At 60.7% G+C, this 25,060-nt stretch carries 23 protein-coding genes; 14 read left to right on the forward strand and 9 right to left on the reverse strand.

The genetic code is table 11. The features are described from left to right. Position 1: 1 nt before the first annotated feature. Both BLV11_RS14990 and BLV11_RS14995 read left to right on the forward strand, forming a co-directional pair. Entirely contained in the window at positions 2-604 is a 603-nt protein-coding gene (locus tag BLV11_RS14990) for a histidine phosphatase family protein (RefSeq protein WP_091813146.1), read from the forward strand. Positions 605-859: 255 nt separating this feature from the next. Continuing rightward, on the forward strand, positions 860-1,279 hold the full coding sequence (locus BLV11_RS14995) for an HIT family protein (protein WP_091813148.1): 420 nt from the start codon (positions 860-862) through the stop codon (positions 1,277-1,279). Positions 1,280-1,293: 14 nt separating this feature from the next. Here BLV11_RS14995 and cobU read toward each other — a convergent pair whose 3' ends face one another. Beyond that, positions 1,294-1,854 (reverse strand): bifunctional adenosylcobinamide kinase/adenosylcobinamide-phosphate guanylyltransferase, encoded by a 561-nt coding sequence (gene cobU / locus BLV11_RS15000; protein WP_091813151.1) that lies wholly within the window; start codon positions 1,852-1,854, stop codon positions 1,294-1,296. A gap of 161 nt (positions 1,855-2,015) precedes the next feature. On the opposite strand from cobU, the gene BLV11_RS15005 reads away from it, so the two are divergent. From BLV11_RS15005 to BLV11_RS15025, 5 genes are all read left to right on the forward strand, one after another. After that, the gene (locus tag BLV11_RS15005) at positions 2,016-4,493 is read left to right on the forward strand and encodes an amidohydrolase family protein (protein ID WP_091813154.1); all 2,478 of its coding nucleotides are present in this window, start codon (positions 2,016-2,018) and stop codon (positions 4,491-4,493) included. Positions 4,494-4,599: 106 nt separating this feature from the next. Further along, on the forward strand, positions 4,600-7,584 hold the full coding sequence (locus tag BLV11_RS15010; RefSeq protein WP_091813156.1) for a parallel beta-helix domain-containing protein: 2,985 nt from the start codon (positions 4,600-4,602) through the stop codon (positions 7,582-7,584). A 182-nt stretch (positions 7,585-7,766) separates the two neighbouring features. Beyond that, positions 7,767-9,479: a diguanylate cyclase domain-containing protein gene (locus BLV11_RS15015; RefSeq protein ID WP_091813159.1), complete on the forward strand. Its 1,713-nt coding sequence runs from the start codon at positions 7,767-7,769 to the stop codon at positions 9,477-9,479. 58 nt (positions 9,480-9,537) lie between these two features. Beyond that, the gene (locus BLV11_RS15020; RefSeq protein WP_091813161.1) at positions 9,538-11,430 is read left to right on the forward strand and encodes a putative nucleotidyltransferase substrate binding domain-containing protein; all 1,893 of its coding nucleotides are present in this window, start codon (positions 9,538-9,540) and stop codon (positions 11,428-11,430) included. 1 nt (position 11,431) lies between these two features. Then, positions 11,432-12,136 carry a 3'-5' exonuclease gene (locus BLV11_RS15025; RefSeq protein WP_245725984.1) on the forward strand — a complete coding sequence of 235 codons (705 nt, stop codon included), beginning with the start codon at positions 11,432-11,434 and terminating at the stop codon, positions 12,134-12,136. Here BLV11_RS15025 and BLV11_RS15030 read toward each other — a convergent pair. The 7 genes from BLV11_RS15030 to BLV11_RS15060 form a co-directional block, all read right to left on the reverse strand. Next, positions 12,094-12,711: a nucleoside deaminase gene (locus BLV11_RS15030; RefSeq protein WP_091813165.1), complete on the reverse strand. Its 618-nt coding sequence runs from the start codon at positions 12,709-12,711 to the stop codon at positions 12,094-12,096. The two genes, BLV11_RS15025 and BLV11_RS15030, sit on opposite strands and share 43 nt — an antisense overlap. 27 nt (positions 12,712-12,738) lie before the next feature. Then, a complete protein-coding gene (locus BLV11_RS15035; RefSeq protein ID WP_139173224.1) occupies positions 12,739-12,960 on the reverse strand; it encodes a hypothetical protein in 222 nt (73 codons plus the stop codon). A gap of 86 nt (positions 12,961-13,046) precedes the next feature. Further along, on the reverse strand, positions 13,047-13,394 hold the full coding sequence (locus BLV11_RS15040; protein ID WP_091813170.1) for a DUF805 domain-containing protein: 348 nt from the start codon (positions 13,392-13,394) through the stop codon (positions 13,047-13,049). Positions 13,395-13,656: 262 nt separating this feature from the next. Continuing rightward, on the reverse strand, positions 13,657-14,814 hold the full coding sequence (gene msrB, locus BLV11_RS15045) for a peptide-methionine (R)-S-oxide reductase MsrB (protein WP_091813172.1): 1,158 nt from the start codon (positions 14,812-14,814) through the stop codon (positions 13,657-13,659). Between the two features lie 175 nt (positions 14,815-14,989). Continuing rightward, complete coding sequence (locus tag BLV11_RS15050; protein WP_091813174.1) at positions 14,990-16,462, reverse strand: sensor histidine kinase; 1,473 nt, start codon at positions 16,460-16,462, stop codon at positions 14,990-14,992. Between the two features lie 3 nt (positions 16,463-16,465). Beyond that, entirely contained in the window at positions 16,466-17,167 is a 702-nt protein-coding gene (locus BLV11_RS15055) for a response regulator transcription factor (RefSeq protein WP_091813258.1), read from the reverse strand. Positions 17,168-17,257: 90 nt separating this feature from the next. Continuing rightward, positions 17,258-17,554 (reverse strand): hypothetical protein, encoded by a 297-nt coding sequence (locus BLV11_RS15060; RefSeq protein WP_139173225.1) that lies wholly within the window; start codon positions 17,552-17,554, stop codon positions 17,258-17,260. Between the two features lie 229 nt (positions 17,555-17,783). Between BLV11_RS15060 and BLV11_RS15065 the strand changes: the two genes are divergently transcribed. From BLV11_RS15065 to BLV11_RS15095, 7 genes are all read left to right on the forward strand, one after another. Beyond that, on the forward strand, positions 17,784-18,416 hold the full coding sequence (locus BLV11_RS15065; RefSeq protein ID WP_091813261.1) for a QsdR family transcriptional regulator: 633 nt from the start codon (positions 17,784-17,786) through the stop codon (positions 18,414-18,416). After that, positions 18,394-19,563 (forward strand): acyl-CoA dehydrogenase, encoded by a 1,170-nt coding sequence (locus BLV11_RS15070; protein ID WP_091813177.1) that lies wholly within the window; start codon positions 18,394-18,396, stop codon positions 19,561-19,563. The genes BLV11_RS15065 and BLV11_RS15070 overlap by 23 nt, the downstream gene beginning before the upstream one ends. A 20-nt stretch (positions 19,564-19,583) precedes the next feature. After that, entirely contained in the window at positions 19,584-20,072 is a 489-nt protein-coding gene (locus BLV11_RS15075; RefSeq protein WP_091813179.1) for a hypothetical protein, read from the forward strand. Between the two features lie 144 nt (positions 20,073-20,216). Next, the gene (cysQ, locus tag BLV11_RS15080; RefSeq protein ID WP_091813181.1) at positions 20,217-20,975 is read left to right on the forward strand and encodes a 3'(2'),5'-bisphosphate nucleotidase CysQ; all 759 of its coding nucleotides are present in this window, start codon (positions 20,217-20,219) and stop codon (positions 20,973-20,975) included. Between the two features lie 259 nt (positions 20,976-21,234). Further along, positions 21,235-22,113, forward strand: a complete 879-nt coding sequence (gene sigJ / locus BLV11_RS15085; RefSeq protein WP_091813183.1) for an RNA polymerase sigma factor SigJ — start codon at positions 21,235-21,237, stop codon at positions 22,111-22,113. Between the two features lie 18 nt (positions 22,114-22,131). Further along, positions 22,132-23,568 carry an amidohydrolase family protein gene (locus BLV11_RS15090; protein WP_091813185.1) on the forward strand — a complete coding sequence of 479 codons (1,437 nt, stop codon included), beginning with the start codon at positions 22,132-22,134 and terminating at the stop codon, positions 23,566-23,568. A gap of 77 nt (positions 23,569-23,645) precedes the next feature. Then, entirely contained in the window at positions 23,646-24,338 is a 693-nt protein-coding gene (locus tag BLV11_RS15095) for an SOS response-associated peptidase (RefSeq protein ID WP_091813187.1), read from the forward strand. A gap of 16 nt (positions 24,339-24,354) precedes the next feature. On the opposite strand, the gene BLV11_RS15100 is transcribed toward BLV11_RS15095, so the two are convergent. Next, complete coding sequence (locus BLV11_RS15100) at positions 24,355-24,897, reverse strand: hypothetical protein (RefSeq protein ID WP_091813189.1); 543 nt, start codon at positions 24,895-24,897, stop codon at positions 24,355-24,357. Positions 24,898-25,060 lie beyond the last annotated feature (163 nt).

The following is a 25,060-nucleotide window of genomic DNA, read 5'->3' on the forward strand; positions in this document are numbered from 1 at the left end:
GATGAGCCACCAGACCACCATCATCGACCTGATCCGTCATGGCGAACCGGAAGGCGGGCCCAGGTTCCGCGGTAGCCAGGACGATCCCTTGAGCACCCTGGGCTGGCAGCAGATGCGTGCGGCGATCAGGGGGGAAGACCACTGGGATGTCATTGTGACCTCGCCGTTACTCCGCTGTGTCGAGTTCGCCACCGAGGTCGCCACCCAGCGTCACCTCCCGCTGCATGTGGAAGACCGCCTGCGGGAAGTGAACTTCGGTGCCTGGGAAGGCAAGACCACCGCGGAAGTGATCGCTGAAGAAGGCGAGAAGCTGTCCCGATTCTGGGAAGATCCGGTCGCCAATACCCCACCCGGAGCGGAAACCATCACCGAGTTCAACCAACGGGTGGTCGAAGGCTGGCAGCACTGGCGTGATACCCTGGCCGGGCAACGGGCCCTGGTGGTCTGTCACGGTGGGGTGATCCGCATGATCCTGGCGGATGTTATGGGCATTCCCCTGCAAAAATCCTTCGCCGGGGTAGCGGTGCCGTTCGCCTGTCGCAGCCGCATTCGGGTCGATCAGTCGGATTTTGGCATCCTGACCAGCTTGCACAGTCACGGCTAACCACCTGAATCCTGAGGGGGCCGAAGTAGGTGCTCTGGAGGCCTTAGGCACCCGTGAAAACGCTAACCAGCTTATCTTTCACCATGCCAAACCGGTGTCAGTCGATAACACCCGCTGAATCACGCGGGCCTCGCTGCCGTGCAATTCTGACCGTGCGGGCGTGCACGGTGCTCATGAAGCGGAGCTGGACCTGAGCACGGAATTGGCCATAGACTTCCCGGGCACGCCTGTCACCGTAGCCAAGGAAGCCTAGCCATGTCCTACGACACCAACAACATCTTCGCCCGAATCCTGCGGGGTGAACTGCCCTGCATCAAGCTGTATGAAGATGAACATACCCTGTCCTTTATGGACATCATGCCCCAAGCGGATGGCCACGCCCTGATCATTTCCAAGGAACCGGCCACTACCTTGCACGACCTCTCACCAGAAGGCGCGGCGGCCTGTATCCAGACCACCCAAAAGATTGCCAGGGCGGTTGAAGCTGCTCTTGACGCACCCGGCAGCCTGGTGATGCAACTTAATGGCGCCGGAGCCGGGCAAACCGTTCCCCACGTGCACTTTCACGTTGTGCCAACGTCCATCGGCCAGCTGCGGGCGACACCCCATGCCACCAACATGGCAGATCCAGCGTTACTGGAAGCCATTGCCCAGAAGATCAGGGCACAGCTCTGATTCTGGCGCCTGCCTCAGTCCTTCAGGGTCAGAGGCAGGCCCGCCACACTCATCAACACCCGGTCACAGCGCTGGGCCAGAGCCTGGTTGAGCCAGCCCAGCTCATCGCAGAAGCGACGGGTGAGTGGGTCCATACCAATCGTCCCCAGGCCCACTTCGTTGCTGACGATGACCAACGCCCCGGTATAACCGGCAACAGCATCCAGAAACGCCGACTTCTGTGCTGTCAGTACATCATCACCGGCATGCAGCAGATTGCTCAGCCACAGGCTCATGCAATCGATCAGCAGGCAGGGCGGTCCCTCCTTGCCCCCCTCCACCGCTAACACCCCGGCCAGCTGCAGGGGCTCTTCCTGCAACCCCCAACCGGCGGGGCGCAAGCCCTGGTGGCGGCGGATACGGGCTGCCATTTCCGCATCTCCGGCGGTGGCCGTGGCCACGTAAACCACCCCGCTGCCCTCCGCACCGGCCAGACGTTCCGCCAGCGCTGTCTTGCCGGATCGTATGCCCCCTAATACCAAGGTTCTTGTTTTCAAAGCGGTTCTCCCTACATCAGACCGCGAACAATGAGTCATGGCCAAGGTTCAGAAATTGGCCTTTTGTGACGCAGTTCACATCAAAGCAATATGCTACAACATGTCACGTATTAAAAAATGGAACCTCGTGACACGTTCTCACGTTTTAACAAGGTAAGCCTTCGGCTTACCAAGCCCGACAAAAACAAAAAGAGGCAGCAATGACACACTCATTCCATCCCTGTTTCAAGGCATGGCTGCTAAGCAGTGCCGTGGTTCTCAGTGGCTGTGGCGGCGGCGATTCGAATACCGCGGACAGTCCCGGCGATTCACCTTCAGCGCGCACCCCCCAGGAAACCACCACAGGTGTTGTCTCCGGTGACGTCGTCCAGGCCACCGCAGCCCCTAATCGTTACCAGTTTGCCAACGGCTGCTATCAGCTCCAGCAGGGTGACTACTTCCTCGGAAACTCGCCGGCAAGCGATCAGTACACCGTCACCACCGACCCGGCTCAGGCCGCCGGTTTTTACTTCCAGGCCACCGCGCTTGGGCGTTACCTGCTGCTCTCAGATTACCAGCGAGCCCCCGGTGAGCAAGGCAACAAAGCCTTACTGGGCATCAGTGACCCCGCCGGGGAATTTCTCGACGATACCGGTAACTTCATCGGTGAGCTCAGCTACCTGGTGGCGGGACTCGGCGATATGGCCAACTTTGCCCTCGACCCGATCTCCCCGCTCGGCGATGTGGTGCGGGATCTTGGTGAAAGCCTTGAATTGACCGGTGATCGCCTCGGCGATGTCAACGTCAACCCGGCCTTGGGACTGGTCACAGAAGCCAGCGATCTGGCGGTCTGGGAATTGCTGCCAGCCGAGGGTGATCGTTTCCGGCTGTCTTCGCTGGTGACCGGCCTGCTGCTGACCGCGTCTGACCAGGGGCTTGGCCTGGCATCGCCTTCCCTCGCTGGAAACATCAGCGAATTCCAGCTGATTCCGGCCAGTGACTGCCCCAGCTATCCGGAAGCGGAACTCAGCGCCTCTGTGCCCGGCAAGGCCCCGGCGATCTATCTGAAAGAAGTCGACCGCTTCCGCGGCATTCCCGGCATCGACAATAACGATGTCTATGGTTTTGTGGATGCCCACAGTCACATTACCGCCTATGAGTTCATCGGCGGCCGCGTCAATTACGGCGACCCGTTCCATAAGTTCGGTGTTGATCACGCCCTCGATGATTGTGCCGTCAACCACGGACCCGAGGGCATGACCGGCATTGTCGAACATGTCACCAGCACCCTCGGCCCCCATGAGACTGAAGGCTGGCCGACCTTCAATTACTGGCCCCGCAATAATTCCCTGCAACACCACCAGAGCTACTACCGCTGGATTGAACGCGCCCACCTCGCGGGCATGAAGATCCTGGTTAACCACCTCGTTCACAACGAAGTGCTGTGCCAGCTCAATCCGCAGAAACAGAACGACTGCGACACCATGCCCGCACTGGAACTGCAAGCCCAGCGTATGCACGAGATGCAGGATTACATCGACGCCCAGCATGGCGGACCGGGACGGGGTTGGTTCCGTCTGGTGACCAGCCCGGCTCAGGCCCGCGAGGTCATTGCCGATGGCAAGCTGGCGGTTGTGCTTGGCGTGGAAACGTCCAAGGTATTCAACTGCGGCGAATTCCAGGGTGTGGCCGAGTGTACCCGGGAGCAGATCACCGAGCGCCTGGACCGCCTCTATGGCATGGGGGTACGCAACCTGTTCCCGGTGCACAAATTCGATAACGCCTTCGGCGGCCACCTCCCGGACCTGAGCGAAGGCGTGGGGATTGGTCCGGTACTGTATGCCGGTAATCTGGCGGAAACCGGTCACCCTGTCGAGTTCGAGACGTGCCCCGAAGGCGCCGAGGAATACACCGGTCTGGAGCCCGACCAGAATCCGGCGCCACTGGGCCCTCTGGGGCTGATGGAACAGTTGCTGTTCCAGCTCGACTATCTGGGCGACCGTTTCCCGGAAAGCCCGGAAGAGTTCGCCGACTATGACCCGAGGGCCGGCACTGACGACCTGTGCAACCGGCGGGGTCTGAGTGATATCGGCGAATTCCTGATCCAGGAACTGATGCGCCGGGGCATGATGATCGAAACCGATCATATCAGCCGCAAGGCCGCCGCCCGCATCCTCCAGCTGACCGCCGACCAGGGTTACCCGGTCATCAATAGCCATGGTGGCTGGGGTGGCACCGAGCGTTTGCGTGACCAGATCGCCGCCCAGGGCGGAATCAACAGCTCCTTCGCCAGCACCCGCGATCACTGGGTTCAGCAACTGCTGAGAGACGGCGGACGGCCCCGCGACGATCTCTTCAAGGTAGGCCCCTTCGGTGGCGCCGCCATGGCCTCGGATGTCAACGGCATTGCCGCCCTGGCCGGCAACCCGGGTAGCCCGGAGCAGGCGGATGAACTGTATCCGTTCACCTCAGTGGATGGCCGTGTGGTGTTTGAGGCCCAACGTACCGGCGACCGTGAATTCACACTCTACGATGGCCGCGGCGTCGCCCATTACGGGCTGTATCCGGACCAGATCGAAGACATGATGCGCTTCAGCGAGAGCTCCCGCGAACAGGTGAACGAGGCGGTGAATCAGCTGTTCACCTCTGCCGAAGCGTACTTGCGTATGTGGGAACGGGCCGAACGGGCCGCACGCTGATGCCAGCTGACCATCCAACCCGCCGGAGCCTGCAGCCAGGCTCCGGCAACCCGGGCTGGCGCCCACTCACTCAACAAACACCACACAATAATAAGAGAGACACTCTATGAAACAGAATCTCACTTCGACGGGTCTGGCGGTGGCTCTGACCACCGCCCTGCTGTCGGGCTGTTCTGGCGGTGGCAGTGATGCCCCGGCCGCAAGCGACCGTGACAACAACCAGGCGGTCGCGGGTGACCAGACCGCCAAGGGCCCTGTCGACCGCTTTTCCGATGGCCGGATTTTCACCATCAATCCGGGTACCGGCGCAACCAACGACATGGTCGCCGCAATGATCCAGATGCGCCCCGGCGACGTCATGTCCTTTGGCTGTGGCTTTTTCGAGCTTGACCAGGGCCTGCTGCTCCAGGCCACCGAGAACATCCGCATCGAGGGATGCGGCAAGGACGAGACCGTTCTCTCGTTCCGCAATAGCGTCAACGTCACAGGCCTGGAAGCACTTAATGTCCGCGGCATTACCGTCGAGGGCCTGACCATACTCGACTCCCCGGGCGACGCCTTCAAGCTCAAGGGTGTGAAGTGGGGGACCTTGCGGGATGTGCGCGCCATCTGGTCCGGCGGCGGCACCCCAATCACCGCCGACAACTACGGTGAACGTCTGCATGTCGCCTGTACCGCGCCCCCCTTTAACGAGGGCGACCCGGCCGTGGACTACGTGCCCAGTTCCGCCAGTGGCCGATACGGCATCTACCCGGTCGAGTCAGAAAACATTCTGGTGGAAAACTCCGAATCCGTAGGCGCCTCCGATGCCGGCATCTACGTTGGCCAGACCAACACCGCCATCATCCGCAACAGCCGCGCGGTCTACAACGTCATGGGCTTTGAGATCGAGAATGTCCAGGGTGGTGAGTACGACAACAACGTGGCCGAGTGCAACACCGGCGGCTTCCTGATCTACGATCTGGAGAACATTACCCAGTACGGTGACACCTCGGTGATGCTCAATAACATCGCCAGCAACAACAACACCTACAACTTTGCCCACAGCGGGCTGGTGTCAGCGGTGCCCCGCGGCACCGGTTTCATCACCCTGGGTTATGACAACATCGAGATCTTCAACAACGTCTTCGAGGATCACAGTACCGCAGCGGTGATCTATACCAGCTATGAGCTGATCGACGGCAAGGACAAGACCTCTGACAAGAAGCTCGACCCTTACACCGAGGGTCTTCACATCCATAACAACATTATGCGCAATTCCGGCTACGACCTGCCGCCACCAGACCTTGAAGCGGTCCTCGATGGCCAGGTGGAAACCGTGCTGCCAACGCTGATCGGCATCAAGAATGCCAGCAATCCCGGCAAAGGTGCGCACATTGTCTGGGACGGTCTGCTGGATGACCTCGACGCCGACTGCGGTTACCCACTGGATGCCAATGGCGAGCCGGTGCCGATGGACGAGAACGGCAAACCGATCCACACCAATGCTCACCCCAACCCGGCCTGTCATTACAACGCCTACAAGTTCAATGCCATGGCCGAGCGCAAGCTGCCCCAGTGGGGCTCCTGTTTCCACAGCAACGATCTGGGCGCAGAGAGCCAGCCTTACATGAACTTCCACGGCACCCAGGGTCTGGAACTGGTGCTGGCCGCCGCCGAACAGGATCCCAGCATCCTCAGCCCGGAGGGCATCCAGTCAATTCTTGAAGGTGCCAGTGGTGCCATGGCCGACACTGATGCGTCGGTTCATGACTGCCAGGCGCGCTTTGGTCAAACCCTGGCCGCCCTGCCGCGGGTGGTGATTCCGCCCTATGAGCCTAGTGGCGACATCGACCCGGCCCCCTCCGAGGAGTACATCAACCGCCTGTGCGAGCGCAACGTCAGCCCGGGCAGCGTCAACCGTCGTGCCCTTGAGGTCAACTGCCCGCGTCTGGACCAGTACAACCTGTTCGCCGATGCCCAGGATCCGCGCAGCACCCCCAACGAAGGCGGGGTACCGTTTGTGCTGAACAGCAAGCTGTTCTCGGACTACTCCACCAAGTATCGGGTGGCCTTCATTCCCCCTGGCACCCGCGCGATCTATTACGACGGTCAGAATGGCGGCAACCTCAACGGTGCGCTGCATTTCCCCAACGGCACCGTGATTGCCAAAACCTTCACCTTTACCGATGAAAGCCAGGGCACCGAAGAACTGGTAGAAACCCGTCTGCTGATCCGCCGGGTCGGCGAAAGCGGCAAGCCGTTCTGGGACGGACTGACCTACATCTGGGAGACCGATGCCAGTGGCAATCTGGTGGCCAACCTGGCCATGGGCGGTGGCACCCGGGCCGTAAGCTGGCACTACCAGGACAGCAACTCCGGCCGCCTGCTCAGTGGCTCCACAGACCATTACGCCATCCCTAACGCCAACCAGTGCATCACCTGCCACAGCAACGACGATGTTGCTTCCGGCAGTGCTCCGATTGGCCCCAAACCCCGCAACCTCAACCGGCCCTATTCGCCGGAGTCCAGCTTCATGGGTACTCAGGGGCAAGGCGGTTTCCCCCAGCTCAACCAGCTGCAGTACTGGCAGGACCAGGGGCTGATCACCGGCATGCCGACTCTCACGATCGACGGCCGGGGTATTGCCACCAACGTTGAGCGTCTGCCCCACTGGAACGTTCCCGGGGATGGTGGTGAGGAGGCCGGCTCAGCAGCGGATATCGAGCAACGCACACGCGCCTACCTCGAAGTCAACTGTCAGCACTGTCATAACGACCGTGGTGCCGCCTCCAACACCGGCTTCTATCTGGATCACTTCCGTCCGGTCAACGCCAGCTACGGCATCTGCAAGAAACCAACGGCGACCGGCGGCGGCTCCTGCGGGCGCCAGCACGTGATCGTGCCGGGTGATCCCGATGCCTCGATCGTGTCCTGCCGGGTGGGCAGCGACAATGACCCGCAACGGATGATGCCGCCGATTGGGCGCAGCCTGGCGCACGCTGAGGCACTGGAGTTGCTGGATAACTGGATCGCCAACGTGGTGACTGAAGACTATGAAAACGGTGATGCCTGCGGTGGCGGCACCATTTTCCAGTCCCTGGCCCAGTAACTTTCACTCCCTTATCCATACCAAGCCGGGTCATGGGGAACTATCCCCATGACCCGCTCCTTCCCTACCTCGATCTATCACGCCCTGCCGACGACAATTTCTCAAGGTATGCCCACATCTGGTAAATTTCAGTGACGCTGGGCTATCATGCAAAACCTAACTAATGTGAACGGATTCTCACTTTGAGCCTCAACACCCGGATTCTCACGCTGGCATCCATGCTGACCCTTATTGCGGCGCTGGCATCCTGGCTGGCGTACCGGGAACTGTCCCGGGACATCATGGAGCGCTGGGGCCAGGAAGTGGCCGAGATCCAGGTCCGTTACGACAGTGCCCGCCTGCTGCAATCCCTGGAACGGGAAATCGGGCTGGCCCGCCAGATGGCCGATTCGCTGGCGATCCAGCAATGGGCAGACAACCCGGATGACCCGGTCCTGCAGGCAACCGCCATCCGCCAGATGGAAAGCTTCCGCAACAATTTCCGCGACAACAACTATTTTGTCGCCCTGAGAAAGAACCTCCATTACTACTTCAACAACGCCGACAACGAGTTCGACGGCGACCAGTTCCGTTATCAGCTCGACCCGGCCAAAGCCGAAGACGCCTGGTTTTTCCGGCTCATTGAAGAGGGCCGCGATTTCCACCTCAACGTCAATCCGGATACCGAGCTGGGGGTTACCAAACTGTGGATTGATGTGCTGATTCGCGGCAACGGCCGCGATGTGCTTGGCATGGTGGGCACCGGCCTGGATCTGGACGCTTTTCTTCGTGATATCGTCGATGTCGGCAAGGACGGCATCACCACCCTGTTTGTTGATTTCAATGGCGCCATCCAGCTCTATCGGGACCGCAATTACATCGATTTTGCCAGCATCATCAAGCCGGAAGGTCAGAAGAACACGATCGACCTGCTGTTCGAGGCCGAAGACGACAAGCAGAAGATGCTCGGCATGCTGCAGATGCTGAAAAACCGCGGCGGCGAAGAAGGCGCCATCGCCAGCAGTTTCGTGACCATTGATGGTCGCCGTCACCTTGCGGGTGTTGCCTACCTGCCAGCCATCGGCTGGTTTGAAATCACCCTGCTCGACCTGGACACCCTGATACCGCCCAGTTTCTTCTGGCCCCTGGTGGCGGTATTTCTGATCACCCTGCTGCTGACTCTGGTGCTGTTTCACGGTCTGGTCAGGCGCTGGGTCCTGAAACCGGTCGTGGCGCTGGAGCAAGCGGTCAATCAGATCCGGGAAGGCAATTTCGCCCTGCACGAACTGCCCAAACCGGATAATGAAATCGGCCAGCTCAGTGCCCATTTTGAAGACATGGCCAGCACCCTCAGGTCGTCTACCGAGAACCTTCAGGAGCAGGTGTCCCAACGTACCGATGAGTTGCACCGCCTGGCCCGGGTCGATGCCCTCACAGGCCTGGGCAACCGCCGTGCGCTGGATGAGGCCCTGGCTACCGAACTGGAACGTGCCCGCCGGCAAAACAGTGGCTTTGGCATCCTCTGGCTTGATGTTGACCAGTTCAAAGCCATTAACGACGAGCGCGGCCACCAGACCGGGGATGCCATCCTCTGCGACGTGGCACACTGGCTGAAGGCCTGCCTGCGTCCCTACGACATAGCCGGACGCTGGGGCGGCGATGAATTTGTGGTGCTTCTCTCACCCTGTGATCTGCAAACCCTTGAGCACACCGCCCAGCGTATCCGGGTCAATATTGAGAGCCAGGGCAAGGCTCTGGGCCTGCCGGTCTCGGTCAGTATTGGCGGGCACCTCGCCGGCGCCCATGAAAATCTCGACGACCTGCTGAAACAGGCCGACCAGGCGCTCTACCAGGCCAAGCAGAATGGGCGCAATCAGGTCCGGATCAGCTCCGAGCAGTCCTCGACCTGCGCCTGAACTGCTATATTGCCGGTACGTTCAATCATTTCCATGCACGATTTAACCGGAGCAAGGCATGCAGGCCGAGCTGATCGAGATCCGCAACCATCTGAGCCAGCACCCACCGTTCGATGAACTGCCGGAATCGCTGCTGGAGCTGATCGCCAGCAACGTCGAAGTATCCTATGTCCGCGCCGGCACAGCCATCTGCCGCTTTGGCGACCCCAGCACGTATCTGTATTACCTGCGCAGCGGCGCAGTGGAGATCTACCGCCGCTCCGGGGAACTCTACAATCGCCTCGAGGAAGGCGAGTTCTTCGGCCAGTTCGGGCTGATGATGAACAAGACCGTACGCTTTCCCGCCAATGCCCTGGAAGACAGTCTGCTCTATCTGATTCCCGCGGCGGTATTCCAGACCCTGTGGGAAAGCGACGACAACTTCGCCGATTACGTGGAGATCGAGGACCGCACCCGACTGCGTTCCGCCATTTCGAACCGCGAACAGGGCAACGATCTGATGACCGCCAAGGTCAGCCGGTTGATCGGTCGGCCGGCGGTGACCGCACCCACCACCGTGCGCCTGCAGGAGGCCGCCCGGATCATGACCGAACAGGGGGTGTCATCCCTGCTGCTGATGGACGAGAGCCAGTCACCAGCGGTAATGGCGGGCATAGTCACGGACCGTGACCTGCGCACCCGTGCGCTGGTGGACGCACTGCCCTCGGAAACCCCGATCCAGGACATCATGTCGAACGAGCTGATCACGATTCGAGCCGACGAGTTTATCTTTGAGGCCATGCTCAGCATGCTCCACAACAACGTCCATCACTTACCGGTGGTGGACAAAGGGGAGCCCCGGGGAGTGATATCCCTGAGCGATGTGATCAAGTACGAATCCCAGAACAGCCTCTACCTGGTCAGCAACATCTACCACCAGAACTCCGTCAAGGGTCTGAAAAAAGTCAGCAAGGACGTCCACGCCAGCTTTGTCCGCATGGTCAACGAGGACGCCAACTCGCACATTATCGGCAGTGCCATGGCAGGCATCGGTCGCTCCTTCACCCAGCGCCTGCTCGAGCTTGGCGAAGAGACGCTGGGGCCACCCCCGGTGCCTTACTGTTTCATGGCACTGGGCTCCATGGCCCGGGATGAACAACTGGTGGTGACCGACCAGGACAACGCCATGATCCTCGACGACAGTTTTGACCCTGCGCAGCACGACGACTATTTCCTCGCCCTCGCCAAGTTTGTCAGTGATGGCCTTGCCGACTGCGGCTACAGTTACTGCACCGGTGACATCATGGCCACCAATCCAAAGTGGCGGCAGCCGCTGCGGGTTTGGAAGGCGTACTTCAGCGACTGGATCGAAAACCCCAAGGCCGAGGCCCTGCTCAACAGCAACATTTTCTTTGATCTGGATGGTATTTATGGTGACACCGGGATGGCCGAGGCGCTGAAATCCCTGATCGCCAGCAAGGCCGGCGACAGCCCCCGTTTCCTGGCCTTCCTTGCCCGCAATGCCCTCAACCGGACACCGCCGCTGGGCTTCTTCCGCACCTTCGTCATGGAACAGGACGGCAAGCAGAACAACACCTTCAACCTCAAGCGACGGGGCACCGCACCGCTGTCGGACCTGATCCGTATTCATGCCCTGGCGGTAGGCTCCACCGCGCAGAACTCCTTCGAGCGACTGCGGGATATCGGTGCAACACGGTTGTTGCCCGAGGGCGGTGTCGAGAACCTCCGGGATGCCCTCGAATTCATTGCCATTGTCCGCATCCGCCACCAGGCCCTGGCCATCGAGGATGGCCGCGAGCCCGACAATAACGTCAGGCCGGAAGACCTGTCGACCTTCGAGCGTAACCACCTCAAAGACGCCTTCCAGGTGGTCAGCAGCGCCCAGAAATTCCTCCGCTTCCGCTACCAGGCCGGATCGGGACGCCCACGGTCTAATGAGCGGCGGAGCTGATATGACCCAGGCCACGGCCGACTGGCCGGAACAGCTGGCCCTATGTGCAGCGAATGCCCGGGATCCGCGCCTGAAGGCGTTCTTCGAGGCCGGCTGTCCGAACGGCAACACCCCGATTGCCGAAGTCCCGATGGTGGCGATGGACTTTGAAACCACCGGGCTGGACCCAAACAGGCACTCCATCGTCAGCATTGGTCTGGTGCACTTTGACTATCACCGCATTCAGGGGGCCAGCGCCCGTCACTGGGTCGTGCGGCCGGTCTTGCCCTTACACGGACAGTCAGTGGCCGTTCACGGCATTACCCACACGGACATCGGCGATGCGCCGGATCTTGGCGAGATTGTTGAGGAATTGCTGACCGCACTGGCGGGAAAGGTTGTGGTGGTTCACTACCGGGCCATCGAACGGCCATTTCTGGATGTGGCGCTGAAGTACCGACTGGACGAAGGCATCCGCTTTCCGGTGATCGACACCATGGCGATCGAGGCCCATCTTCACCCTAACCGACACCCAAACTGGTGGCGTAAGTTACGCGGTGACAAGCCGCTATCGATCCGCCTCAATGACAGCCGCAGCCGCTATCACCTGCCTCACTACCCGCCTCATCATGCTCTGACCGATGCCTTGGCCACGGCAGAACTGTTGCAGGCGCAGCTGCAGCATCACTTCGATCCGCAGACGCCGTTGGCGGATTTGTGGCTGTGACCACCGTTATAGATCACGCCACCACTGGCCTGATACGCCTGCAGAACAGACGCCGCCTCCTGCCGGCAGACTTCAGCCACTGCCTGGATACCCGCCCGTTCCAGCACCGCACGCCAGTCGGCAGGCTTCTGACCCTCATCAAACCCAATCGCCCGCACATCTGCGTCGGTGGCGCCGGCCACCACCCGTGACACCCCCGACCAGGGAATGGCCGCCAGGCACATGGCGCAGGGTTCTGCCGATGTCACCAGCCCATAGGGCGCACCTTGGGCCGCATTCAGGTCGTAACTGGACAACGCCCGCTGGGCTAACATGAGGGCGAGGATTTCTCCGTGCAACACCGACAGGCTCTGCTGCTCCACCAGGTTCACGCCCAGCGCGACCAACCGGCCGGTTGCGACCTCGAATACCCCTGCAGCAAACGGCCCACCGGTCTGTTCGATCACATTACGCCGGGAGGCTCCAATCACAAATGTCATCTGGTCGTGGACCGACACCGAGTTGGCGTAGCCCTTCTGGTAATCCGCCAGCCAGGGTGGCAGCGAAATGGTGAGATCGCCGTGGCTCTTATGCATATGCAGGCTCCCCCGGTGGTTAGACCGTCATTGCCGTCGCTTTCCCGCCAGCCACAGAGGCAGCGCGACCACCAGCAGCCCGGCAAATGTAACCGCAAACCAGCTCAGCCCGAGGGGCAGCAGATTGCTCCAGTGAATCACGCCCTCACAGTGGTATTCGCATTGCGGATTGTGCTGCCAGGCCAGGTACAGTGCACCGCAGGTCACCGTCAGGCCGGCAATAAACGCAACCATCAGTATGGATTTCATGGGCCTGCCACACCGCTCGGAACGGGGTTGATTTGAACAATGGCAACATTCAGCAGCGGATACAAGTCCGCTGCTGAATGGCCAGATCAGACGCCTTTAGGGTTAGCGCCGAACTGGTTCTCACCTGGCTTGCTGTCCTGGACCAGAAACACCAGCAATACAATCGCGCCAATCAGCGGGATAAAGCCGATCAGCAGCCACCAGCCACTACGATCCGTATCGTGCAGCCGTCGCACAGAGACCGCAATGCCGGGGATCAACACGGCCAGGCTATAAAGCAAGCCAAGTATACCCGGGCTGCCGACTAGGCCCTCGATAAAGCCAAGGGCGAAGGCGATGATGAAGTTGAACAGGAAGAACATCCAGTATTCCGCACGCTGCGCGCGTCCCGTAAACACCGCATACTTCTTCATGACTTCCAGATACCAATTCATAGTATTTGCTTTTCCTTAACCCCAGAGAGAATTGATCGGTTGGCAATGGGGTCCTCTGCCAACCGACGTCAGGCACCAAGGTACCGGGTAATTCTTACGGTTTTTCGCACATTTCTTACGAAATGTCAGCACTTTATAATCCAACGGGCTTGCCCGGAAGCATCAGCAACGACGCGGTGATTACCCCGCCCCTCTCGCCGGACACAAAAAAGCCCGCACCGTCGGCCAACGGTGCGGGCCCCTGTCTTCGCCTTGTCTCGGCTTACATTTCCGTGGCCTTCGCGGTCACCCGATCCAGATAGGCACCATAACCTTCCGCTTCCATACGCTCACGGGGGATAAAGCGCAGGGCCGCAGAGTTCATGCAGTAACGCAGGCCAGTGGGCGCCGGACCATCCTCGAACACATGGCCAAGGTGAGAGTCGGCATACTTGCTGCGGATTTCGACCCGGGTCATGAACAGGCTGCGATCCTCCCGCTCCAACACCGCATCCGGGTTGATCGGGCGAGTGAAGCTGGGCCAGCCGGTACCGGACTTGTACTTGTCGTCGGAGGAGAACAGCGGTTCGCCAGAAACCACGTCCACATACAGACCGGCGCGCTTTTCATCCCAGTAAGTGTTGCTGAACGCACGTTCGGTGCCATCGTCCTGAGTCACGTCATACTGCAGCGGCGTCAGGCGCTGTTTCAGTACGTCATCGTCAGGTTTGACGAAAGCGGCCGGGTCGAAGCCCATCGCGCCCGCCGCCGGTGCCGGCTGGAACTGACTGAAATCGATGTAGCGATCCTCTCCCCACACCTCGTCAACAAACTGGTAGCGGCCGGAGTTGAAGGTATAGAAGTTGTAGCGGATCGGGTTCTTCTTGTAGTAATCCTGATGATAGTCCTCGGCGTCGTAGAAGACCTCAAACGGGGTAATCTCGATCACCACCGGTTTGTCGTAGCGACCGGACGCCTGCAGCGCCTGTTTGGCGGCCTCCGCCAGACGCTGCTGTTCCGCGTTGTGATAGAAAATTCCCGGGCGGTACTGCAGCCCGCGGTCGACGAACTGTCCGTTGGCATCGGTGGGATTCATCATCCGCCAGAGCCCCTGCAACAGGCCCTCATAGGTGATGATGGTCGGGTCGTAGTAGACCTGAACGGCCTCGGTGTGGCCGGTATTGCCGGTACCCACCTGCGGATAGGTGGGGTTGGCAAGGTGGCCGCCAGTGTAGCCCGAGACGGCTTCCACCACCCCCGGAATTTTCTCGTACCCGGCTTCCACGCACCAGAAACAGCCGCCGGCAAAGGTCGCCACTTCCAGGTTCGGTTGATCCGGCGCATAGCGCGAAGGTTCAGCCATGGACTCGCCGCCGCCCAGCCCCCAACCAAGGATGACCAGACTCAGCATGAATACGGAACTGACTGCATAGCGTCTCATTTCATTTACCTCTCTTAACTCGCTGAAGCCTCAAAAGCCCCGCTGTTACCTCTGGGCCCCGACAGGGCCAGGTCTGTTGTCTTCAGACTCCAGCATGGCGCGGTCATTTCACAGGGTGATGAGCAATTTCTCACAATTCCATAACAATACGCCGATGGCCGGGCGCTGGATGCGCTCAACTGGCAATTGGCAACCAGACGGTAAACTCGGTGCCGGCCGGATCCCGGTTGGCCACACGGATGTGCCCGTTTTGCAGGGTCATGATGCGTTTGGCAATGGCCAGGCCCAGACCAGCATGACCACCGGCATTGCCCGAGGCACCGCGGTAAAAGGCATCGAAGATATGAGGCAGGTCGGCCTCGGGAATGCCCGGCCCGGTGTCCTGAACCCGGATCTGCAGGCCATCGTCCTGCGGCGTCATCGATAACACCACGTCAGCGCCCGCCGGGCTGTAAGCAATGGCGTTGCCGATCAGGTTGTCCAGCACCCGCTCGGTCATGCCCAGGTCACCATAAGCCGGCGGCAGTGCCGGCGAGCCCTCCACCCGCAGGGTGATGTCGCGGCCTGCCGCTTTGGGCGTGTGTTTCTGCGCCACGTCATGGATCAGTTCCGCCAGCGGGAAGGGCTCCGGTCGGGGTTTCTTCTCCTGAGCCTCCAGCGCTGCCAGCTCAAACAACTCATCCACCAGTTGGCTGAGCCGACGGCATTCCGCCAGGGCAATATCGAGGAACTGTTGCTGTTCCTCGTCACTGAGGCTGGCCCGCTTCATTTTCAGGCTTTCTACATAGCCCTGCATCGATGCCAGCGGCGTACGCAGATCATGGGAAACCTGGGCCACCAGACGCCGGCGCAGGGCGTCTTTCTCCTGCAGCTGGTCGATCTGACTGGCGATGCGCTCAGCCATGCGGTCGAAGGCCATGCCAAGGAAATCGATTTCGTCCCGTACCACCGGGCGTTGTTGTTGCCAGGTCTGGCGGGGATGGTGCGCCATATCGGTGGTTTCAAACTGTTCCACCAACTCGGTCAGCTGGCTCAGCCGCCGGGTCAGCTGCCGGAACAGCCACAACCCGGCCAGCATGCCGCCAACCAGGCTGAAGGCCACCGCCCAGGCACTCATTTCAATAAAACGGCCGTCCCGCGCCAGCATCTCGGCATTGTCGAATTCCTCCCCCCGCAGCACCACGTAGAGGTACCCTTCCGGGCTCTGCGCCGAGGGAACCGGGGTCACCGAGAAGATTTTCTGCCGTTCATGGCTACGGGGATCATCACCCAGCACCGGGTAGGCCGTCATATCTCCTAGCAGGCGGCGGATCGGTTCCAGCGATACCGAGTTGCGCTTGATCTTATCCGGATCGGCGGAGTACGCCAGAATCCGGCCGGAGGTATCCAGCAGGTAGATTTCAATGCTCGGATTGATGGTCATGTAGAGATTGAACAGCTGCTTCAGGGCAGCCTCATCCAACCGGCCTTCATCCACCAGGTTGCGATCCTGCACCAGTTTCTCCGCCAGATCCCGATACAGCTCCTGATTCACCGAGGCGTTGAACTCCCGCAACGAATACAGGCTGATGAAGGAATAAAGCAAGCCAATGGCAACCAACAGCAAAAACAGGCCAAGGGCGAGGCGGGTGTAGAGGGTTTTCACCATGGGTCAGTCCCCGAACCGGTATCCAACACCCCAGACCGTCTGGATGTACTGTGGTGTGGCGGGATCGCTTTCGATCTTGTTGCGCAGGCGGTTAATGTGGGTATTGACGGTGTGTTCGTAGCCTTCGTGGTTATAACCCCAGACGGCATCCAGTAGCTGGGTACGGCTGAATACCCGCCCGGGATGGCTGGCGAAATGCATCAGCAGGTCGAACTCCCGTGCCGTCAGGTCCACGTCCTGGCCGCCAGTACTGACCTTGCGCCGGCCAGGATCGATGGTGAGGCCATTGCAGTGAATCACCGCGTCGTCTCCCGGGTCCTGCCCGGCGCTGCCCATGGCATCAACTCGCCGGAACAGCGCCTTGATGCGCGCCGTCAGTTCAGCCACGCTGAACGGCTTGGTGAGATAATCGTCTGCGCCCATTTCCAGACCCAGCACCCGGTCCAGCTCGGTGGTTTTGGCGGTCAGCATCAGCACCGGCACATAGCCCGGGCCACTGCGGATTTCCCGGCAGACCGCCAGGCCGTCCAGTCCCGGCAGCATTAGATCAAGCACCACCAGGTCGATGCCGCCCTGACGATAACGTTCCAGGCCGCTGTCGCCCCGGTCGCAGTGGATCGCGGTCATCCCCAGATCCTCCACGTGCATCCGCACCAACTGGGCGATGCCGGGGTTGTCCTCAATGATCAGTACCGTTCTTGTCATCAGCTCCCACATCCCAAAGCGTCTCCGGCACTCCGGCGGTAGCCGGGGCGGCCGGAGACGGCATTCTCCGCCAGCGCCCAACCGGCGTGACTACATGCCGCCGGACTCATCCATGGTCTTGGCGTCCATCATCTTGTCGTCGGCCATCATCGGCTCAGCCATGGTGTCGTTCATTGGCTCTTCCATACCATGGCCCATGTCGTCGGCCATGTCACCCGTCATATCCCCGCCCATGCCTTCAGCAGCCATGCCCTGCGATTCCGCCATCGTGGCGGATTCATCCATCATCTTGCCATCGTCGGCCATGTCGCCAGCCTGAGCCAGGCCCACGCTCATGGCCAGCGGCATCACCAGTGCACCCATCCAGTATTGAGTATATTTTTTCATGGTCAATTCTCCGTAAACACGACCCGCAAACCCCTTGCAGGCTTCGTCAACCAGCATGCGCCGGGGCATTCACGGGGTGCTAACGGCGGGTAAAACACTCTATAACGCAAAGTTCACAAATCGATAACGCCCCTGAGCAGTGCTTCCCTTTCAGGAACAGTCAGTTCCCCGCGTGGAACACCCCGGGCATTGGGTTTAGAATGGTCGTCCCGGGCATTTCGAGGTGGCAGTGACCGACAACAACCTTTCCCCCAAGGCAACACCTGCCGACGTCCTGCGCCAGGCACGCCGGCACTGGCTCAAAGGCGAGCGCATCCATCTGGCGTCGCTGGCCAGCGAACTCAGGATTGGCCGTGCGACCCTTTTCCGTTGGGTCGGCAACCGCGACCAGTTACTGGGCGATGTACTCTGGTCACTGTACGACACCCTGCGCGAAGAGGCCCTGGCCAATACCCCGGGCGAAGGGGTCGACTTTGTGGTCGGGGTGTACCGCCACATCAACTCGGTGCTGTTGCACTCGGAACCCCTGCGGCGCTTTATCCACCAGGACTCAGAATATGCCCTGCGCATGCTGACGTCGGCCCACTCCATCGTTCACACCCGTACCGTTGAAGCCAACACCCGGGTGCTTGAAGACCAGCGGAAGCGTGGCACCATCAACCCGCCTATGGCGATCAGCAGCCTGTCCTATTTCATGGTGCGGCTGGCGGAATCCTGCCTCTACAGCGACATCATCTGTGGCCGGGAACCGTTGGAAAAAGAGCTGGATGACGCCTGTACTGCCGTGCGTATATTGCTCGGCAGCGAGGCAACCAACAATCTGAATCAGGAGAACAACGATGACGTCTGCCCTCTGGGATGATCTGCTACAACTGAACAACCAGCTGGACCAGACCGAGCGTCAGGTCCGTGATAACGTTCGCGCCTTCTGTGACGACCGCCTCATGCCCGGCATAGTCGAAGCCAATCGGCATGAACAGTTTGACCGGGAACTTCTCACCGCCATGGGCAGCCAGGGTATGCTCGGGGCCACCCTGCCCGAACAATACGGCGGCCCCGGTCTGAGCCACGTCTGCTACGGGCTGATTGCCCGTGAAGTGGAACGGGTGGATTCCGCCTATCGCTCGGCGTTGAGCGTTCAGTCCTCACTGGTGATCCATCCGATCCACGCCTATGGCAAGGAAGCACTGAAACAGCGACTGCTGCCCGGGCTGGCCTCCGGCGAGCTGGTCGGCTGTTTCGGGCTCACCGAACCCAACCACGGCTCCGACCCTGGCGGCATGGAAACCCGTGCCCGCAAGGTGGACGGCGGCTACCGGCTCAGTGGCGCCAAGACCTGGATTACCAATTCCCCCATCGCCGACGTACTGGTGGTGTGGGCCAAACTGGACGGCGTTGTCAGCGGCTTTGTGATTGAACGCGACGAAGCCGAAGGCCTGGACACCCCGAAGATCGACGGCAAGTTTTCCCTGCGGGCGTCGGTGACCGGCTCCATTTTCATGGACGAGGTGTTCGTACCCGACGCCAACCGGCTTGAGGTTGAGGGTCTGAAGGGTCCGCTCAACTGCCTGACCAAAGCCCGCTACGGCATCTGTTGGGGAGCTCTGGGCGCGGCCGAATTCTGCTGGCATGCGGCGCGGCGCTACACTCTGGAGCGGCAACAATTCAACCGCCCTCTGGCCGCCAACCAGCTGATCCAGAAGAAGCTGGTGGACATGCAGACAGAAGTGACCCTGGGGCTGCAGGCCACACTGCAACTGGGTCGGCTGATGGATGCGGGTAACGCCTCCCCGGATGCAGTCTCGCTGCTCAAACGCAACAACTGCGGCAAGGCCCTCGATATTGCACGGGTTGCCCGGGATATGCACGGCGGCAACGGCATTTGCGACGAATATCATGTCATCCGCCATGCCATGAACCTCGAAGCCGTCAATACCTATGAAGGCACCCATGATGTCCACGCCCTGATCCTTGGCCGCGGGCAGACCGGCATCCAGGCCTTCTGCTGAGGCCACCACGCGGAATTCTCATGACAAACAAACTGCTCAAGACTGCCGGTTACCTGATCCTCGCCCTGACCGTTGCTGCTATTGGCACGGTCGTCTGGTACGGCATCAACGCCTCCCGCAATACCGACATCGCGCAACCCTATTTTGACGCCCACTTGCCGGTCATTGTGGGGTGGGACTTCGATGCCCTGGAGCCCTTGCTGACGCCGTCGCTGAAGGCCAGTTTCAGCTCCGACGAAGGCCAGCGGGTCTTCCGCCGTCTCAGCCAGCTTGGCGAACTGCAGTCGTTTGAGCAGCTGCAGTACATCGGCGCCGACGCCCAGGTGGCTGTCGATGGCGGCGCCTACGATCTGCTGCAATTCACGCTGCTGGGGCACTTTCGCGAAGGGGATGCCCTGGTACTGGTCACGCTGGCGCAAACGGATGACAGCTTTCTGGTACACGGGCTGAACATCCGCTCAGACGCCATAGCAGCGCCCCGTAACCCAGGTACTGGCGCGACACCATGAGCCGTCTGGCACCGGAACGGGTGGCCGCCCTTCCGGGCGGCTGCTCTGCCAGCCAGAGGTTCTGGTGAGCTCACAATCCCGGAAAATCCGCTAAACTCAAAGCACTGAATCACGTGTCATAACCTCCGGAATAGGATGTGCCCCATGCATTACCGCGATCTCCTTCCCGAAGTCCTGGCCATCGCCGATGCCGCCAGCGAGAAGGTATTCAACATCTACCTGACCGACTTCAAGGTGGACTACAAGGCCGACAACTCGCCGGTTACGGTTGCGGATCTCGCCTCCCACCAGATCATCGTCGATGGTCTGCGCCGGATCAGCCGTGACATACCCATCCTGTCTGAGGAGGCAGCCAGCGAACCCTGGTCGACGCGTCAGCACTGGCACCGGTTCTGGCTGGTCGATCCCGTTGACGGCACCAAGGAGTTCACCAGCCGCAGCGGAGAGTTCACCGTCAACATTGCACTGATCGAGGACGGTGAACCGGTGTTGGGCGTTGTCACAGCACCGGCGCTGAAAGAGGCCTTCTGGGGCGCCAAAGGTGAAGGCGCCTGGAAACGGGATCGCACCGGCCATATTCACCGCATCCGGGTGGCAGTGCCCAGAGACTCAAAACGGGTGGTGGCGAGCAAGAGCCATCTCAACCCGGAAACCCGCCAGTTCATCGATACCCTGGGGGAACACCAGCTGGTTCAGGCCGGCAGTTCGCTGAAGTTCTGCCGCATCGCCGAGGGCCATGCCGACATCTACCCGCGTCTGGGCCCGACCTGCGAGTGGGACACCGGCGCCGCCCATGCCATCCTGCTGGCCGCCGGCGGCAAGGTCGACACCCTCGACGGCAAGCCCTTGCGCTACGGCAAAGAGGACGTGCTCAACCCGCACTTTGTGGCCTCGTCAAAGTGACCCCATCCCTATAACGGCTCACCCATGCCCTCGGCATCTACATTCTGGCATGCACCCGCGCCCTATCGTGCCCAGCGTCTTCTGCGCAGGGCACGGCTTTCCAGCCTGACGGTCCCTTGCCGCTCCAGGCCGTTATCGAAGCCTATCCGTGGGATCTGGGACACAGCGAAAAGGTGACCAACAAGGAAAATCTGTCACAGTTATCCGGTGCCGGTCGTCCTTCAGATAACACCAGCAAGAAAAGACCCGGGGAGTGGTTGTGAATACCAAGGCGGAATTGTTTACCAAAGCCAGGCCGCGGCTGTTTGGATTGGCCTATCGAATGCTTGGCTGTCGAATGGATGCCGAAGATGTGGTGCAGGATGCCTGGCTGAAATACAGCCGCGATCGTAGCGACAACCTTGACGATCCCGAGGCCTGGCTGGTCACGGTAGTCACCCGCCTCGGCATCGACCGGCTGCGCTACCTCCGCAGCCGGCGGGAAGAGTACTACGGCCCCTGGCTGCCGGAACCCGTAGCCGCCACCGAGTCCCGGACAGCGGAGGAGACGATGGCACTGGCGGCAGACCTTTCCATGGGCTTCCTGCTGACACTGGAGCGGCTGTCACCGGAAGAACGGGCAGCGTTCCTGCTGCGCGAAGTCTTTGATTATTCCTACGCCGAGATGACCCGGATACTGGGCAGGAGCGAGGCGGCCAACCGTCAGGTCGTCAGTCGTGCCCGCCAGCGGGTGCGGGACGGGCGACCCCGTTTTGCCGTCGCCCCCCAGGATCATAACCGAGTGGTCGCGCGTTTCACCGAGGCCTTGATGCAACAGGACTCCGAAGCCTTCAGCGCCCTGCTGGCAGAGGATATTCGCTGGATATCCGATGGCGGGGGTAAGGCTGTGGCCGCCACCCGCGTAGTCTGCGGTGTCCGTGCAGCTTCCCGCCTGGCGATGGGGCTGGTCCGTCAGTGGCAGGGACAGGCCCGGGTATCCATGGGCATGGTCAACGGCCAGCAGGGGATCATCATCGCCATCTCGGACAAAGTCAGCGCGGTGATCGCCCTTGAGAGCGACGGCCAGCGCGTGCTAAGCATTTACTCCGTGGTCAATCCCGACAAATTGACCACCTTTCACTCCGGCACCGAAAACTGATCCAGGGAAGGAAATTTCATGATCAAACCGGCACGCTATATTGTTGTTATTCTGTTCGTTCTGGCCGTCGCGGGCACCTTTGGTTTGTTCCAGGTCCGCGCGACCATCAATGAGCCCGCGGGCCTGCTGACGCCCTGGCCTCACAACGGCACCAACTTGCGAATCACCTCCGTTCGTCTGTACGACCCCGACAGTGGCGATCTCAAGTCGGTCGATGCGGTCGACATCCGCCACGGTCGCATTACCGCTATCTACGGTACTGGCGATTCCATACCTGACCATTACGGGGCGACCCTGGAAGGCAGACAGCGGGTCCTGCTTCCGGGTCTCACCGACTTTCACGTTCATCTGGGGGCGTCGGATGGCCGTCCCCCCTGGGCGATGGACGGTCTTGCCATGGTCTCGGTAGCGAGCCAGCGCGAAGCCTTCCTCTACAGCGGCATCACCGCCGTCGTCGAAGGCTCACCCAATGCGCTGGCGGCGCTGGATCAGGCACTGGCACCCTCCCCGAGGGTCTACCCGTCCACCCGCATGATCACCGCTCTCGATGGCCATCCGATCCCCATGTACCAGGAATTTGTACCCTGGCCCATGACCGGGCTGGTGATCGACGAACAGGTGCTGGCTATTGCGTCCGCAGATACCAGTGCAGGGGCTATCGAGGCCCTGGTGAACGGCCCCGGTCATCACGTCAAACTGGTGCTGGACGGCGCCATACCCTGGGACTCGCCCAGACTGACAGAGGCGGATGTGGCCGCTGTTGTCAAACACGCCCATGCCGCAGGCAAACCGGTGTACGTTCACATTGGCAGCGCGCAGGATGCGGTGATGGCGGCACGGGCCGGGGCCGATGTGCTGATGCACACGCCGTATGTCGATCTGCTGAGTGACAGTGACCTGGCCGAGCTGAAAGCCTCAGGGGTGGCCGTGGTCACCACCGCCCAGATCTGGGAGTGGTTCCAGCGGGGCCTGAACAAACAGCCCGCCCTCACCGGCCTGGAGCGACAGCTGGCCTCACCCGGGTTACTGGCCGCTTGGGCCGACGACTGGCACCGCGCCAGCGCGGACTATCAGTCCACCACCTTTTCCCAGGACTATCTCGCCCGGCTGTCCGGCTTCAACGCCAACCTGACCGAGAACCTGAAACGGCTGTATCAGGCAGGTATTCCACAGATTGCCGGCACCGATACCGGCATTCCCGGGCTCACACCCGGCGCCTCCCTTATTCGCGAATTGCAGTTACTGCAGTCCTACGGTCTGGCTGCCCCGGACCTCCTGCGCATGGCAACCTCCGCGCCTGGCACCCTGCTCGGCGACAGCAATTCCGGCCGCATTCAGCCTGGCAGCGCCGCCGATCTAGTGCTGGTGGAAGGCGATCCGACCAGCGACGTCTCAGCCCTGGCCGAGCTCGCGTATGTGATTCAGGCCGGCGTGGTTTACCAGCGTCGTCAGTAGCCACTGGCGAACTCCGGTCTTCGGGATTATGGTTCAAGTGTTCAGGATTCCGGAGAGCCACCTGGCGGAGGCCGCACGTGTGTGGACGCTATAACATCATCGACGACGCCGATGTACGCCACCTGATGGATGTGCTTGGTGTCGATCTGTACCCGCAAACCCGACTTAACGTCGCGCCGGGGAGCCTGGGTTCGATTGTCTATGACGCAGGTATGGGACGCACCCTTGATAGCGCCCTGTGGTCGCTGCTGATCGAACCCCACCCTGGCACCACCGGTTTCCGGCCATCCCCCAGGTACAGTACGTTCAATGCCCGTGCCGACAGGCTGGGCAGCAGCCCACTCTGGAAGGAACGCTTCGCCAACCAGCGCGCGATTGTACCGGCCAGCGGCTTTCACGAATGGACCGGGCCTGTGGGCCACAAGCAGTGCTATAACATCCGCGCCAGTGAGGGAGCCATTGCGTTTGCGGGCCTCTATGAAATCTGGGAGTTTGATGGCCAGCGGGTAGCGTCCTTCACCATCATCACCTTACCCGCTCACCCCCGGTTCGCTCATATTCACCCGCAGAGTGTGCCGCTGATGTTGCGGCCCGAGGATTTTGATACCTGGCTGGATCCACAGCTGACCCATACCGATCCATTCCAGCACCTGTTACAGCCGCAGATTCGGGTGACCCTCGAGGTCGCACCTGTCCGGTCACCCGACGATCTCAAGCCGCTGACCGCAGCCACCACAATCGCAGCGGACCGATCAGCGGTGCCCGGCTAACGTCGGGCCAGGCGTATCAGGCCGTCAGTGCACGCTTGCGACGTGGCAGGTAACGGAAACCGATTTCCTGCAACACCGTCATCGGCATCTGCTTGCGCTCCGCCCAGTAGAACCACCAGTGTTGACGGCCATTGGGGGTATCCACCAGGCCCTGATGGAAAACGTTGGGAATGACCCGGCTGTGGGTCTGGAAGACCTTTTCGATACGGGTTCCGGCCAGAATATAGCTCTGCCCGGACCGCCAGCATTCAAGGGCAATGATCAGCCCCGCCAGGGAACAATGGAAGGGTGTCCGCTCGGTCAGGAAATAGCAGGTGATCTCCACCACATCCGACAGGCTGAACGGCAGTTGCGCACAGTGGGGCCCTAACATGGCAGCGTAACGCAACTGCGGACCGTTGTTGAGCACAAAACCGCCGATCATCGTGCCCTTGCGATACAGACCAAACACCCCGGCGCCGTAGAGATAGTCCATCGACACCGAGTTGCCAGAGGCCTTCTCAAAGCCCTCCTTGAACGCGGTCAGTTGGGCTTCATCCGTCAGTCGTTTGTAGTACATCTCATAAACTCCTTAGCTTTTTGCTTGGATAAGAACGTCTTATGACGTTCACCAATCTAGCTATGGAGAACTGCGAGACCCGGCGCAAGCATTTTTGGTTATCCTTTAGGTGCAAACGTTATCCACACCCCGTGATCACCCACAATTCGTCACAGTTGCTCAC

This window comes from Marinobacter mobilis (assembly GCF_900106945.1).
Lineage (GTDB): Bacteria > Pseudomonadota > Gammaproteobacteria > Pseudomonadales > Oleiphilaceae > Marinobacter > Marinobacter mobilis.